The sequence below is a fragment of the Paenibacillus sp. B-A-8 genome (assembly GCF_048572915.1).
Classification (GTDB): domain Bacteria; phylum Bacillota; class Bacilli; order Paenibacillales; family Paenibacillaceae; genus Paenibacillus_AQ.
In genome coordinates this window covers 3,234,372-3,249,555 of sequence record NZ_CP183882.1, presented here as the reverse complement: position 1 = coordinate 3,249,555, position 15,184 = coordinate 3,234,372, and the positions used below count along the sequence as shown (strand labels likewise).

The 15,184-nt window shown below is 42.5% G+C and carries 14 protein-coding genes; 3 read left to right on the top strand and 11 right to left on the bottom strand.

From position 1 onward, the window contains the following. Positions 1 to 18: 18 nt before the first annotated feature. From ACN6MV_RS14315 to ACN6MV_RS14295, 5 genes are all read right to left on the bottom strand, one after another. Positions 19 to 1,569 (bottom strand): TPM domain-containing protein, encoded by a 1,551-nt coding sequence (locus ACN6MV_RS14315; RefSeq protein ID WP_419886599.1) that lies wholly within the window; start codon positions 1,567 to 1,569, stop codon positions 19 to 21. 529 nt (positions 1,570 to 2,098) lie between these two features. Continuing rightward, the gene (locus ACN6MV_RS14310; protein ID WP_094873128.1) at positions 2,099 to 3,370 is read right to left on the bottom strand and encodes an IS110 family transposase; all 1,272 of its coding nucleotides are present in this window, start codon (positions 3,368 to 3,370) and stop codon (positions 2,099 to 2,101) included. Between the two features lie 104 nt (positions 3,371 to 3,474). Then, positions 3,475 to 3,831: an acylphosphatase gene (locus ACN6MV_RS14305; RefSeq protein ID WP_419886598.1), complete on the bottom strand. Its 357-nt coding sequence runs from the start codon at positions 3,829 to 3,831 to the stop codon at positions 3,475 to 3,477. A 226-nt stretch (positions 3,832 to 4,057) separates the two neighbouring features. Beyond that, positions 4,058 to 4,996, bottom strand: a complete 939-nt coding sequence (gene cysK, locus ACN6MV_RS14300) for a cysteine synthase A (protein ID WP_042127494.1) — start codon at positions 4,994 to 4,996, stop codon at positions 4,058 to 4,060. A gap of 72 nt (positions 4,997 to 5,068) precedes the next feature. Continuing rightward, complete coding sequence (locus tag ACN6MV_RS14295; RefSeq protein ID WP_042132164.1) at positions 5,069 to 6,094, bottom strand: LacI family DNA-binding transcriptional regulator; 1,026 nt, start codon at positions 6,092 to 6,094, stop codon at positions 5,069 to 5,071. Between the two features lie 325 nt (positions 6,095 to 6,419). Between ACN6MV_RS14295 and ACN6MV_RS14290 the strand changes: the two genes are divergently transcribed. Further along, positions 6,420 to 7,472 carry a 2,3-butanediol dehydrogenase gene (locus tag ACN6MV_RS14290; protein WP_042127492.1) on the top strand — a complete coding sequence of 351 codons (1,053 nt, stop codon included), beginning with the start codon at positions 6,420 to 6,422 and terminating at the stop codon, positions 7,470 to 7,472. A gap of 78 nt (positions 7,473 to 7,550) precedes the next feature. Here the strand turns inward: ACN6MV_RS14290 and ACN6MV_RS14285 are convergent, their stop codons facing one another. After that, the gene (locus ACN6MV_RS14285) at positions 7,551 to 8,147 is read right to left on the bottom strand and encodes a GNAT family N-acetyltransferase (protein WP_419886597.1); all 597 of its coding nucleotides are present in this window, start codon (positions 8,145 to 8,147) and stop codon (positions 7,551 to 7,553) included. Next, positions 8,144 to 8,824, bottom strand: coding sequence for an HAD family hydrolase (locus tag ACN6MV_RS14280; RefSeq protein WP_042127488.1), 681 nt, complete (start codon positions 8,822 to 8,824; stop codon positions 8,144 to 8,146). The genes ACN6MV_RS14285 and ACN6MV_RS14280 overlap by 4 nt, the downstream gene beginning before the upstream one ends. 128 nt (positions 8,825 to 8,952) lie before the next feature. On the opposite strand from ACN6MV_RS14280, the gene ACN6MV_RS14275 reads away from it, so the two are divergent. Then, on the top strand, positions 8,953 to 9,447 hold the full coding sequence (locus tag ACN6MV_RS14275) for a DUF6803 family protein (protein ID WP_419886596.1): 495 nt from the start codon (positions 8,953 to 8,955) through the stop codon (positions 9,445 to 9,447). Between the two features lie 71 nt (positions 9,448 to 9,518). Here the strand turns inward: ACN6MV_RS14275 and ACN6MV_RS14270 are convergent, their stop codons facing one another. Further along, positions 9,519 to 10,967, bottom strand: coding sequence for an MDR family MFS transporter (locus tag ACN6MV_RS14270; RefSeq protein WP_419886595.1), 1,449 nt, complete (start codon positions 10,965 to 10,967; stop codon positions 9,519 to 9,521). Between the two features lie 152 nt (positions 10,968 to 11,119). Between ACN6MV_RS14270 and ACN6MV_RS14265 the strand changes: the two genes are divergently transcribed. Further along, complete coding sequence (locus ACN6MV_RS14265; RefSeq protein ID WP_042127485.1) at positions 11,120 to 11,677, top strand: PadR family transcriptional regulator; 558 nt, start codon at positions 11,120 to 11,122, stop codon at positions 11,675 to 11,677. A gap of 50 nt (positions 11,678 to 11,727) precedes the next feature. Here the strand turns inward: ACN6MV_RS14265 and ACN6MV_RS14260 are convergent, their stop codons facing one another. The 3 genes from ACN6MV_RS14260 to ACN6MV_RS14250 form a co-directional block, all read right to left on the bottom strand. Beyond that, the gene (locus ACN6MV_RS14260) at positions 11,728 to 13,134 is read right to left on the bottom strand and encodes a sensor histidine kinase (RefSeq protein WP_419886594.1); all 1,407 of its coding nucleotides are present in this window, start codon (positions 13,132 to 13,134) and stop codon (positions 11,728 to 11,730) included. Further along, positions 13,131 to 13,838: a response regulator transcription factor gene (locus ACN6MV_RS14255; RefSeq protein ID WP_375102846.1), complete on the bottom strand. Its 708-nt coding sequence runs from the start codon at positions 13,836 to 13,838 to the stop codon at positions 13,131 to 13,133. The genes ACN6MV_RS14260 and ACN6MV_RS14255 overlap by 4 nt, the downstream gene beginning before the upstream one ends. A 95-nt stretch (positions 13,839 to 13,933) precedes the next feature. After that, positions 13,934 to 15,124, bottom strand: a complete 1,191-nt coding sequence (locus tag ACN6MV_RS14250; RefSeq protein WP_419886593.1) for a cell wall-binding repeat-containing protein — start codon at positions 15,122 to 15,124, stop codon at positions 13,934 to 13,936. Between the last annotated feature and the right edge of the window lie 60 nt (positions 15,125 to 15,184).

Below are 15,184 nucleotides of genomic sequence, written 5' to 3'. Positions count from 1 at the left end.
ATTAATTGCATGATTTATTTAGTGTCTACCCGCTCCACCACCACTGCTGGCGCTACCTCCACCACCTGATGATCCACCACCGCCGGAATAACCTCCTCCACCGGAAGAGCCACTATCATTGTTAGAGTAGCTGCTGCTGGAAGAGCTGGAAGAGCTAGAAGAATGTCTACCTGCACCTCCGCCACTACTCGAACCTCCGCCCCCACGATTCTCGTTACTTGAGGAATATCGTCCTGCTCCTCCACCTCTAGTAGAGCCGCCTCCACCGCTGTTTCCCCAGAAGCTAGACTGTGAGTTATTTGATGGTGTGTTTCTATGATGATGATGGTGATTATTATAGTGATTATTATAACGTCTGTGCCAACGTCTACCATAACCGTAATCCGCTTGACCGTACCAATTCCCATACCGCCGAATATTTCTTGGGCTATAAGGATTAAATGGCAAACCGTACATTTCAATATATTTATTTCGTCGTGAAAGACCATATCCGAACAATATGAGCGGAGCAAATATCAATAAGTATATTAGGAGACCTTTGCCTACACTAACACTAGCCTCCTTTGCTGAAGTGGTTGTTGAGGGCGAAGTTGAACCAGTTGTGCCCCCATTATTTCCTGCCGTCCCTGTTGTTCCAACGACCTGATCCGCTCTTGCTAGCAAAAAACTGTACAAAGCATTGACAGTTGCCGTAGCACCTGTCCCGTAATCTTTTTTCACAAATTGAGGCTCAAGTACGGTATCCAAAATATTACTAATCGCATCGTTAGTTAGAATCTTATCGATGTCCTTCCCTTGAAGAACATGATAGTTGTCTCCATCAATATCTAGTACGAGCATAACATCCTTAGGGCCAGCTGCAACGGAGGCAAACTTCATGTATGTATAATCCTGAAGTGTCTTATCTCCTGCATTCTTTACAGTAACCACATAAATGCCACTGCCAGTTGTGGTTTTATATCTATTACTAGATTCGTTCAGATAATCCTTTGTCACTTTTTTGAGTACACCGGCATTATCAGATACATAGTTTTTCGTGCCGACATTTTCCACCCAAGTCCCACCCATGGCCTGAATAAAAGCGCCATACGTCTTGCGTGCGCCATTACTATATGTTTTAGCTGCAAAATCAGGTTCAAGGTATTGAGAAAGAATTTCTTTAATCTTACTGTTAGGCAACGTATCCTCAATACCCTTACCTTGTACCGCCCAGTAATCATCATCTTTTATAGATAAAAGCAATAGAAGCCCGTTATTCTTGTCCGCGGAACCTACGCCCCAGCTATTGAATAACGAAGTGGCATACTCTTCCATCGAAACTCCATTTGTAGAATCAACTGTCACCACTACGACTTGAGCACCCGTATCCTGATGTAATCGAATCCCATAGTTCACCATATAATTCTCAGCTTTCTCGTCGATCACATTCGCAAAATCATTTACATAAAATGACCCCGTATGCTTTGGTACAGCAGTCTTGGCTGAAGTTAAAACCGGAAGAAGCAAAACGCTTAACATCAGTGTGGCAAGTGTGGTAAGAAGCATTTTTCTAAACATTCTGTAGTTCATATGTACCTCCTGCGCTATCATAATCTCTTTTATTTATCGGTTACGGATGGCTTAAGCAATAGTTCCATTTATTTCTAATCTGTAAATTTTACAGTTAATGAAGATAACTTCAGAATTCCACTAATCCATATGTACTTATTTCACTCCCTCGATACGATATAGTTTTCTCACTAATACTCGCTTATTCGCAGGATTTCGCCCGGTGGGTAAGGGGTGAAAGATCAGAAGGGGAACTCCGTGTTAGACTTCGGCAACATGAAGACGCACGGGAATAGTGGGGAACATATCCTGCCCCATATAATTCCATTTACTGCACGCTTTCTCCACGCCTCCCTTGGAGGTTTTCACTCCCATGTCTCAACGGGTCTGTGCCCTCTCATTCCTTCGTTACGCCTGTCCAAGGGGTGGAGGCCGGTCTTGCTATCGTTACGGGTCTGTGCCCTTTGGTTAAATATATCCGGTACTCCGTGCTTTCTTTGAAATCCTGCAAATAAGCCAATACTCGTGCTACGAAACGGTAGGTTATAGGTTAAGCTGCGAGCTGAATAGGCATTGTTTTTGGAGGGTTGTAAGCTTCGCCACTGCGGGCCATCCCTACAAGTATTCGAGCTAACTTTCCACACAGTTTCATAATAGACCTCATTTTCTTCATCTTCTTTACTTGTACATTGTAGGTATGCATGGCTTTAAACTCCGAATTACTTGCTACTAAACTCATGGTCATCATAAAGATGAAACGGCGGAGACGAGATCGTCCTCGTTTGCTAATCTTCATTTGTCCAGTCCATTTGCCTGAACTAGCTTCTGCGAGGTTTAGCCCAGCATGGCGCAGCAAGGCATTGCCGTGCACAAATCCGCTTAAATCCCCTGCCTCACCTAGAATACCGGCTAGTGAAATAACACTTATCCCTTTGACAGCAAGCATGGATTCAGCAAATGGAATACGTTTTAGAACGGCAACAATCTCTGTCTCTACCGTTTTTAGTTGCAGGCAAGCAAGGTCGTACTCATCGAGAAGTTGCTTCAAGTGAAGTTTGTAGGCATGCAATGCTTGCTTAGTGCCAACAGAACGGCTAGCAAAAGAGATAAGAGCTTTGGCCTTTGGTTCACCAGAATGCCGTTTCATAACCGATTTCCAACCTTGCAGGACGTCTTGAGGCTGAAGTTTATACAATTCTTCGGGTGTAGGAAAAAGACGAAGTGTGGCTAGTGAACCTGTACACATGATGTTTTTGAAGACTTGTCGCAGCTCAGGAAAAACAACGTCGACCCAGCGATGGATTTGGTTCTTCGCACTAACGAGTCTCGTTACGACAGAGTCGCGGTTTGAGAGAAAGACACGTAATTCTTCGAAGGCTTCTGGTGTGTTGCGAATGAACAAATAATAGCCGTTTTTGACCATATCAGCGATGACCAGAGCATCCTTTTTGTCGCTCTTGGATGGCGTATTGTCGCGGTTCTCCTTATTTTTTCTCACGAGATGTGGATTGACTAGAACGACTTCAAACTGGCGATCCGAAAGCCAGTTGGATAGGCTAAACCAATAGTGCCCGGTAGGCTCCATACCAACAATAGCCTCCGTTAAAGCGTGTGTGGATTGCAACGTTTGAATCCAACGAAGAAGGAATTGAAAACCCTCTTCATCATTAGAAAAGGATAGAGGATTACCGACCACGATTCCTCGAAAGTTAACAGCACGAGCGACATGCGTTTGCTGAGCAATGTCGATTCCTACGACTAGATGCTGGGCGGTAATTTTTTCAATGAGTTGATTTTGTCTGTCCTGCGATTTAAACTTCATAGTAGAGCGTCCTCCTGGATGATGGGATTTAAAGGGCTATGACCCGTTGCGTACTCCCATCGTACCGAGGCGCTTGTTTTTTTGCAAAGCTGATAATTAACGCTCTACAGGAATGCTATCGTAAAATCTTTCTCACTCTCATTAAGAGGCAGATCACTCATAGTTACTTTCTTTACAGATGCCCGTTTCAATGATTGCATGCAATGAACTAAAAAAGAGATTTGTTGCTCTTCTCCTTGCACTTCTAGCTCTACACTTCCGTCGTTTAAATTTCGTACCCTACCCGTTAATCTCATTCTTTCAGCAATCGTATATATTTCCAAGCGGAATCCTACATTTTGAACTCTACCTGAGAAAACCACTTGCTTTCTAACGACAGGACTTGAAGGAAGATCCAGTAACTGAATACGATTTGCATGCCAAATCACATAATTATTTCTAACTTTTTTGAACACATTCACACGTTTCATACTCCTTTTTTAGAACTACTACGATTTATGCTATATTGTACCATAGCCGTTGGTAAAATAAGGGGCTGAGTTTATCACTCTTTAATTACAAAATGCACAAAAAGACTCAGCATTCTGCTGAGCCTCCTTGTTGGTATTAACCTCAGTGCTAGAAATTGAAATACTCCGGATCTGCACCCATCCGATGGCTTACATTCAAGTCATAAGTTGGTTCAATCTATTCGTTAAAATCAAACAGAGTAGTCGTTAAATATCGTTCACCAGTATCCGGCAAAATCACCACAATCGTCTTCCCTTTATTTTCTGGACGTTTAGCAATTTGTGTAGCTGTATATACCGCGGCGCCAGACGAGATCCCTACCAGTAACCCCTCGGTCTTGGCAATTTCACGCGCTACGTTAAATGCGTCTTTATTCTTCACCTGAAAAATCTCATCAACAACCTCTTTATTGTAAATCTCCGGAATGAAGTTAGCCCCAATTCCTTGAATTCCATGCGCACTAGGCCGGCCACCAGATAATACTGGTGAATCAAACGGTTCAATAGCAACGATTTGTACCAAAGGGTTCTTAGCCTTCAAAGCTTCCCCAACCCCTGATATGGTGCCTCCAGAACCAACACCTGCGATAAAAATATCTACATTTCCATCAGTATCTCGCCAAATTTCTTCCGCTGTAGTCGTTCTGTGAATTTCCGGGTTAGCTGGGTTGCTGAATTGTTGTGGAATGAATGCATGTGGAATTTCCGCTGCCAATTCCTCCGCCTTTCTCAAAGCACCGCTCATCCCTTCAGCTCCAGGTGTTAATACAAGCTTAGCACCAAGCGCAGCCATCACCTTACGGCGTTCAATACTGAATGTATCCGGAAGAACGATAATCAACGGGTACCCAAGGCTGGTTGCAGCCATTGCAAGGCCAATGCCGGTATTGCCACTTGTTGGCTCTATAATTACAGAATCTTTATGAATTAAGCCTTTATCCTCAGCATCTTTGATCATCGCATAACCTATACGATCCTTGACGCTACCTCCAGGATTAAAAGACTCTAGCTTGGCAAGGATTTTTGCTTCAACGTTTTGAGATTTACTATATTTCGAGATTTCCAATAACGGTGTATTGCCAATCAAATCAGTTACGCTTTTATATATATTAGCCATAATATTCTCCTCATTTCTTATTAACCCATCAGCTTACTTAGCATTAAGTCTAACAGGATTTAGAGTATATTATCAACTTGTTGTATTTCGTCTAACCGAAACGCTGGACTCTCGCACGATTAAACGCGGATCAAGCTGCACCCTTTGGTAGTCACCCGTAACATTATCTTGGATCCGTTGCAAAAGAAGCTGAGTAGCTAATCGAGCTACTTCATTTCCCATGATCGAAACTGAACTAATCTGTGGAGTTGTAATAGTTGTCCATGAGTTATTGTCTACTCCTACCACTGCCACATCTTCAGGAACATGAACCCCTAATTCTTTAAATCGGTTTACGATTCCTATAGCGACCATGTCATTGACTGCATAAATAGCATCTGGCATATGGGTCAGGCTATAAAAATAATCTGCGGCTTGTACCCCAGTTTGCAGGGAGAAATCTTCTCCAAAATAAACCAAAGAAATATCCACTTGATTTAAAGCTTGTTGATAAGCGAGATAACGATCCTCAATGAGATCTTTCTGCGCACCTGCGTATGCGATTCTAGTTCGACCAATACTGATTAGATGCTCCATTATAAGCTGACCTTCAAACCGTGACAGGCTAACGATATCGGCTTTTACGTTTTCTGTGATCCGCTTCCCGTAATTAATAATGGAGACTGGAACGCTCGATTTATTGATTAGCTCTACCATAGTTTTGGGATAAGCAAGGGGCATGATAATGAGGCCATCGACATGTAATTTCTTGATCTCACGGATTGTTTCAAGCTCTGTCCGCGGATTTCCGGAAGTATTAATCTGAATCACGCGATAACCGTCCTGTTTAGCGGCTTGCTCCACGGACCAAGCAATATCTGGAATAATAGCATTTCGAATATCAGGCACAGCCAGAGCAATTTGCTTCGTTTGGCGAATTTTCAGACTTTGTGCAGAAGTATTAGGTGTAAAACCCATTTCCTCAATCACTTGCAGCACTAATGCTTTAGTCTTGGAACTGATTCCCTCTGAATTATTGATCGCCCTTGAAACGGTAGCAATACCTACTCCCGCTCGTTTCGCTACATCCTCTATGGTTACTTTGTTTTTATTAGCCAAGTTGATAGTCCCCTCATTTTCGGAATCGTTTCCGTTATCATAGCTATTATTATATCCATCCGGCTCATCCAAGCCGCTTTTCCAATGTGTTTATTGTAACATAAATGTGCTAATAAAAGCACTTATAGTAAGTACAAGTAATCAATTTATGCCTATAAACACTACATTTAGGTGAAATTTTTCACTAATTTTCGATATTAATTTTTTATTATTTAAATTTGACAATATGAAAATTATGTGACATATTTGTTCTCGGAAACGTTTCCTCTTTCACAGAAGAAAAACACTATTTATTATCAATTAATTAATCTAGGAGATGAATGATATGCAAGCATTAAGATGGCATAACGTCAAAGATCTACGGTTAGAAACGATTGAAGAACCAGCAGCCCTTGAAGGAAAAGTGAAAATCAAAATTGAATGGTGCGGGATTTGTGGCAGCGATCTTCACGAATATGTAGCCGGCCCTATTTTCATTCCCCAAGGTACAGATCATCCCCTTACTGGTGAAAAAGCTCCAGTCGTAATGGGACATGAATTCTCTGGACAAATCGTGGAAGTAGGTCAAGGCGTTAGCAAGTTTAATGTTGGTGATCGAGTCGTTGTCGAGCCTGTCTTTGCATGTGGTGAATGTGCAGCTTGTCGACAAGGTAAATACAATCTTTGCGAAAAAATGGGCTTCCTAGGTTTGGCTGGTGGTGGCGGTGGATTCTCAGAATACGTCGCAGCAGACCAACATATGGTACACAAAATCCCTGATAGCTTGTCCTATGAGCAAGGCGCTTTAGTAGAACCCTCTGCAGTTGCTCTCCATGCTGTTCGTTCCAGTCAATTAAAGGTTGGGGACAAAGCTGTAGTCTTCGGCGCGGGTCCAATCGGTTTGCTTGTGATTGAAGCGTTGAAAGCTTCCGGTGCTGCTGAAATTTATGTCGTAGAACTTTCCGAAGAACGTAAGAGTAAAGCTGAAGAACTAGGCGGTATAGTAATCGATCCTAAGCAATATGATGTGGTTGAAGAAATTCAAAAACGTACCGATGGTGGCGTGGATGTTGCTTTTGAAGTCACAGGTGTCCCTCCCGTCCTAACACAGGCAATTAATTCCACTAAATTGAGTGGTCAAATCATGATCGTCAGTATTTTTGAAAAAGATGCTACGATTACTCCAAACAACATCGTACTTAAAGAACGTAATTTAACTGGTATCATCGGATACCGTGATGTATTCCCAGCAGTAATTAGCCTGATGGAACAAGGTTACTTCCCTGCGGACAAACTGGTTACTAAGAGAATCAAGTTGAACGAAGTGATTGAACACGGGTTCGAAGCGTTACTGAAAGAAAAAAATCAAGTGAAAATCCTTGTAAGTCCTAAACAATAACCATAAGCAGCCCTGTGGCTGATCTATAGAAGAAGAGTCCTTCTCGATAAGAGAGGGACTCTTTGCTCTTTTATAGAATTATGAGTACTTCTCATTTAATAAATAGTGTAGATTCTCTTTTACCGATGGCCATTCTTTATCCAAAATACTAAAGACCACATTATCATGAATCGAACCGTCAGATCTGATTCTATGCTGGCGCAGAACTCCTTCTCTAACAGCCCCTAATCGTTCCACTGCTCTTTGTGACCTCAAGTTACTCGCCACCACTGTAAACTCTACACGAACCAGCTTAAGCTCTTCAAAGCAATAGTGAAGCAGTAATGATTTAGCCTCAGTATTTACACTAGTTCTCCAATATTCCGGCGAGATCCACGTACATCCGATTTCAGCATTACGATGAACCAAATCCGGATGCATGATTCGAGTAGTACCGACGATTTGTCCAGAAGCTTGTTCAATAATAACGAAGGGAAATTGCGATCCATTGGTTTGATTCGCGAATGCGGTTGTAATTAAATCCTGCACCTGCTCGTCCGACGTTATTTTTCGCCAAGTAAATTCCCAGATATTTGGATTTCTTAATACTCTCGCTAGCCCTTCTACATGACTTTCATCCATAGGAACCAGCTTGATTGTTGTGCCCTCCAAGATTGAATGACGAGGTTGGCTCATTTTGCACACCGCTCTCTTAATGATATATGTTGGATGATATCCGCAATTTCTTCTACTTGATAAGCGATATGATCTGCCCCGGCATGCTCCAGTTCTTCTTTAGGTCCGTAACCAAACGTCACACCGATCGATTCCACTCCACAACCTTTAGCTCCGATGATATCATGCTCGCGGTCTCCAATCATCACAGCTTCCTCTGGATGAATAGCATTCTGATCGAGGACGTACTGTATCACTTCTTTCTTTTTAGATCGGGTTCCGTCTAGATTACTACCACCGATATGCTCAAAATAATGATCTAGTTTATAACGTTCAAGAATTTGTTCTGCAAAAACAGTAGGCTTGGAGGTGGCTACATACAATGAAAATCCATTAATCTTAAGACCCTCCAGCAATTGCGGTATACCATCAATCACCATATTCTCAAATAGCCCAACGGTGCTGTAACGCTCACGGTAGAAAATAACCGCTTGACGCGCTTGTTCCTCTGAGAACTGATGCAGTTCAATAAATGAATCGTAAAGAGGTGGACCTATGTAAGGAAGAAGCATATCCAAATGCTCGATCTGAATATCAAATTTGTTCAATGCGTATTCTACGCTTTTTGTAATGCCTACTTTTGGGTCCGTTAATGTCCCATCCAAATCAAATAAAATACTTCGTAGTCCTCTTCCCACGCTCGTCTTGCTCCCCTCGATTGTAATTAATGGATGTATTTATAATACATTCGTTTCTACATACTTTCCACATACTTCTCGAATACGATCAGTACGAAAGTTATTTTTATATAACGGAGGAGTATTTTATGAACATGACGCATTATATGTCTTTGCTAGCGGACAATCAGCCATGGAACTTGATTTTATTCATGGCGATCCCCGTGATTTTTGCTGAGACGATCACCGTTACAGAGTTTATTATCTTATTCACCAAGAATCTAAAAGGCTCGTTACGAACCTTCAACAAAATCTGCAGCATTCTAGCCGGATTGTACTTCACAGGGGTATTTCTCTACTTGTTCCCTACTGCATTCATCCCTTTGTCAGTAAATGGCGAGTGGCATACGTGGGTGGATGTGGTAGCCGTAGGTTTCTATTTGAGTGGAGTGCTCTTCTTATTACCGTTAGCTTTGTTAGATCTTGGTCTGATCGCTCGTAAACGGACTGAAGAAGAGAAAATGAAGCTTCATTTTCTACTCATCAGCGGGTTCTTGGTTGTAGCGCATATCGCGATGATCTTTGGGATGATCAATCCGGAAATTGTGGGCAGCATGGGTGGAATGGGCGACATGATGCACTAACTTAACATATAAAAAAAGCAGATCAAGGCTAAACCCTTGGTCTGCTTTTCTAATCTACTAGGACACGAAGGTTATCCTGTGCTTTGAACGGAGATCACACTTCGTTTCTTGCGCAATAATAACATAAGCGGTAATCCAAACAACACGATGATTGAGCCGACTACGAATACATCATTCACACCCATCGTGAACGATAGTAATCTTATCGAATCAGTATTACCTGCACCTGAGTTAATTAACTCCTTAGAGTGAAACAAGGATCTTGTTGACAAAATAGAGGTGAAAACCGCAATACCGAGTGAGCTTAAGACATTCCGAACCCAGTTGTTGATTGATGTGGCGTGACCTGACCATTCGACTGGAATTTCCTCCATAGAGGCTGTGCTGCTTGGGACGTTGGCTAATCCAATGCCTAGATTCCGAACGACCATCGCCCACATAATGAAGCTGTAAGAAACGTTCGTATGCAGCCGACTCATCATGAATAAACCGATGAAAATAAATAAAATACCAGCAGAAATTAACTTCACAGGCCCAAACTTTGGATACATCTTACCCACGATTGGACTAAGTAAAGCCAGAAGAATCGAAGATGGCAATAAGATAAGCCCCGTTTTAAGCGTTGTTGCTCCTTCTACTGTTTGCAAGAACAATGGTGTTAAGTAAGTTCCAGCATACATCGCTATCGTCACCAGGCTATAGATACTAAGCATGGCAGTAAAGCGGCGATTTCGGAAGACGCGCAGATTCAGCAGTGGTACTTCCGTCTTCAGCTCGTGCAAGACAAAGTAAACTAGAAGAACGATACCCACAAGGATTAAGGATAAGGTCTTCCATGAACTCCACCCCCAGCTGTTGCCTTGGCTAAATGCAGTTAGCAAAGATAAACTCCCCAGTACGACGGTAAGAAATCCAGGAATATCAAAGGACTTCGGAACATTCATTCGATAGTATGGAATTAACGCTACAGTCAGAATAATAGCAATGATCCCAATGGGAATGTTAATTAAGAATAACCAGTGCCAGCTTGCATACTGAAGTAACCATCCGCTAAATGTCGGACCAATGGCTGGGGCAACCATCGCGGACAGTGACCACAGGCTAACAGCGAAAGGTCTGCGTTCAGACGGAATCACTTGGAAAATAATCGTCATGGTACAAGCCATAATCAATCCGCTGCAAGAGCCTTGAAGCATTCGAAATACAATCAGAGAGGTTGGATTCCAAGCTATTGCACAGAGTAAGGAGAACATGGTGAATCCCATCAAAGCGAACAGATACAGTCGCTTATAGCTGAATCTGCCACCCAGATATCCGGCAAGTGGTGCAGTCACTCCTGTTGCTAGCATAAAACCTGTAACCATCCATTGCATAGTGTTCAGGTTCGAATGAAAATGATTCATTAAAAGAGGAACAGCTATGTTGATGGTCGTTGTACTTAAGACAGAGACGAAATTTCCAAAGAATATGGCAATCATTATAGGCCAAAAATGAATTTTACTTTCTTGTTTAACATCCATGCTACCCCTCCTTATCTTTTTTATATGTCTACTTTTACATATATAATTTAACTTAAACAATGTTATAATCGTATAGACGATATGTCAATCATGACATATGCCCAAAAATCACAATATTAACGGAATAATAATAACTGGAGGGCTTCAGAGTAATGAATACACTGTCTTATGGTCTTCTGACTTTACTTAGTGCTAACTCGTTGTCTGGATATGAACTAACACAAAATATCAAACCGTTATGGCGAGCCGGACATAGTCAAATCTATCCGCTTCTAATGAGCATGGAGCAGCAAGGTTTCATTTCATATCAGCTCATTCAGCAATCGGATAAGCCGGATAAAAAGGAATACTCCATTACGGAAGCAGGACTTGAGCAATTGCGGAAATGGGTGGAAACCCCAGCGGAGCCTCCAGTTCTTCGGGACGAGCTGCATTTCAAGTTGTATAGCTTATGGCTCTCCAAACCTGAGGAGGCAAAGGACCTTCTGCAAAAACGTGCAGAGTTTTGTAAAAGCGAACTAGAGCGCTACAAGGTCTTGCTGAAAGCCAACGAAGTTTTACGTGATGAACGAGGTGAGACTCGCGAATTAAAAGCAACGACTTTTGGACGTTATTTACTCATTCAGAAGCGTGTGCTGGATATGGAGAGCTCTATACAGTTTTGCGAATGGGCGCTTAAAGAGCTTGAGCCAACAGAATCGCTTAGTTGATTGCATGTAAAAAGAGACTTCGCGTAAATACGCAAAGTCTCTTTTGGTTCTTACTTTTCGGTTTCTGCTAATCTAGGCAACTGTACCTCGCAACGGGTTCCAACTCCAGGCTGACTTGTAATTCGAATCTTACCGCCGTGTAATTCTACAAGCTTTTTAACAATGGATAGTCCAAGTCCTGTACCCCCATATTGCCTTGAGCGTGATTTCTCAACTCTGTAGAATCGCTCAAAGACAAAGGGGAGTTCTTCCTCAGGAATCCCGATTCCGGTATCTTCTACAATAAATTCAACAGCATCCTCGTCAGCCTTCTCGTTCACATGTACCTTAATCTCACCTTCATCCGAATAACGGATCGCATTCTCCAGAAGATTCATCATAATCTGTTCCATCCGCTTTTCATCTCCACGAACCCAATACGAATCTCCATGATAAGCAATCTTCAGCTGAATTCCCTTCTCTTTGGCTTTCAGCTCGACTCTGCGTACCGCTTGTTCTGCCATATACTTAAGATCTAGCCACTCCAACGTAAGCGTGACTTTACCTTCCTCCATCTTTGCCAGTTCAAATAAATCTTCTACCAGATGTTCAAGCCGATTCGCTTCCTCGTGAATAATATCCAAATACAGATCTCTTTCCCCTTCAGTCTCATAAAGTCCACCCTTTATGACCTTGGTATACCCTTTCAAATATGTGATGGGTGTTCGAAGCTCATGAGAAATATTGGCTAGAAATTCCTGACGCGTATCCCGGTATCTTTGCAGATCTACAGCAAGGTCGTTAATAGCTCCTGCCAAAAATCCAATTTCATCGTTGCTCCGTATGGAAAGTCTCGTTTCCAATTCACCGGCAGCGATTTTTCGAGTCGCTTTCTGCATCTTGATCAGCGGCCTTGATAATAGCAAGCTAATTATTCCTGTGATCCCTAATGCCAATATAAAAGCCCCGATTCCTGCGAGCAGCAGTAGGTTACGAATTGAAGCCAATGATTGCTTCATGTTCTCTGTAGAGGACATAACATAAAGAGCGGACTGAATGGCGTGATCCTCTGAAATGGGTTTTCCAGTGATGAAATATCTATGGCCTGTAGGATCTTTATACTCAAAACTCACACTTTTTCCGGCAAAAATCCGATTAAGATCCGAAGCATGGATGAATGAACGATCTGCGCGGTCATGAACACCCGAATGTAGAATAACATTACCGTCTTTTGAAATATTAAATATACTCACGTCCGAAAACTCTGCAAAAGTACTCATCATCTGCTCGTTTGAACTATCCGGCGATTCAGCCATCCCGATAAAGTGTGAGGTCAGCTCCTCCGTTTCTTTTTGCATCTCGTTGTAATAAAAGCTGGTAAACATTCGGTCTATTGTGATCCCAAGAATAAGCAAAACAACTAAAAAAACAGACATGATGACCGACCCGAGCTTCAGTCCGATAATATTATTCTTCATAGATGATTACCTGGGATCTCAAATTTATAGCCTAAGCCCCATACCGTTTGAACAGGATTATAGGACAGTCCGGCCTTATGTAGTTTCTCGCGAATATTCTTAATATGTGTGTCGATGACACGATTCTCCCCCTCATAATCATTGCCCCATAAACGCTCCACTAGTTCTTCTCTCGTAAAGACACGATGAGCATTTTGCGCCAAGGCTGTTAGCAGATCAAATTCCTTGAGTGTGAATTCAACAGCTGTATCCAGAATATGTACCTCACGAGCGTCCGGGTAAATCGCTAGCCCCGGATAGGTCAGAACCTTTTTTAAAGGTTGTTGGGTCGATGTTAGCATTGAACGCCTTACTAAAGAATAAATTCTTGCCACTAATTCCTCTGGCTCAAATGGTTTGGTGAGATAGTCATCCGCGCCTATGCCGAGGCCGTGTACCTTGTCCTTGGTTTCCGAGCGGGCTGTAAGCATTAGAATAGGGACAGAACTTACCTCTCTGACGGCTTTACAAACCTGCCATCCGTCCATATCTGGCATCATCACATCCAAAAGGATTAGATCAAAGTTTTGTTGTTTCAACAAAGCGAGTGACTCATGCCCCGTTGACGCTTCTTTAGTCGTCATTCCTTCTTTCGTTAAATAAATCCGTATTAAATTCCGCATGTTCCATTCATCATCAACGATCAATACCTGAAGCTTATTCAAGTCGTTCACCCTCTTCGTGGCCTAGTTCTTCTTATTATACAAAATAACACAGAACAAGCCGACATCGTCGCTATTGATGCCAGCCTGTCGTACTCTTAGTGACCGGAATGCGGATTGCCTCCTGCAGCCGGTGAAATTTCCAGCATATCATCGATTTCGCTTTGGGCATTTTCTTTTATTACATTGCTGTCTCCAGTTATCCATGCATGGTTATAGGGTCCTTCTGCTGGTGAATCTTGAAATTTGGGTTGAAGGGTCATCATATATTCCATCACTGCATCTGGCAGCCCGTCTTTTTCCGTAAAAATAAGCGGTGCGTGTTTCCCTAAATGTGAAAAAGGTGCAGCGGCGATCGCCAACATCGTTGAATCGGTAGTCAACAAAGACAAGTTATGTCCAGGTGTCGTTATGCCCCAACCGAAACCGTTGCTGGCGTCCTTAAAAGTTGCAAAAGCAATGGCATTCTCATAAATGTCTTTTCCAGCTATACGGGTTACTGTGCCGAATTCCTGTAATTGCTTTTCTACTGCTGTAGATACAACTTTTTCAGGTCCTAAGATATAAATCGTAGCCGAACCACCACGCTCTTTCAAAGCATCAACCGTAGGGGCGGGAATTTCATCTTTTGTTACATAGAGAAGCGGCTCTGGCATATGGGCGATCCAGTTCACTGCAGGCAGTGTGTACTCAGGACTATCCATAGAACCTACAATGACTGACTTTGGAAGCTCACCGGAAGCTTTTGCATAATAAGTATCAATGGCTTGCGCTACAGCTGCCGGCTCGTCCCCCTCAATTCGGTCTACTTTCAGATCCAGTGTCTTTAATTGTTGTTCGACATTGGAAGCCATGGGTCCGACGAACACTACTTGTACACCATTATTACCTTCAGCGCCTAAAGGATTCAATCGCTTAAGCTCTGCTAACGTTGCCTCGGGGACACCCTCTTTCGTTGTAAAAAGAATGGGACCATTGTTCGGATGATGAATCAAATCCGCGCTGACCGCGGCAATCTGCCAATTGCTCATATCCGTTAATACTACACTTGAAGGCCTATTGTTCTTGGTCTGTGCCGTCCATAACGTTTGAGAGACTATAACGGCTGCCTCTATAGGGTCAGAAGTGTTAATACGTGTAGTGTTTTTTGTTGCTATCCAGGGTTGATCCAGGGTTGAAGTAACAGCTTGCTTATCTGAACCAGAATTGGCTTTATCGCTCGATTGACAGCCAGCTAACACTGCACTTAGTAGCATTGTAACAGCAACTATGGGTATGATTTTTTTCATTCTAAACCCTCCATTTTGATTTTCTCGCTTGATTTAGAGTAGTTTAGTCTATAAATGTGT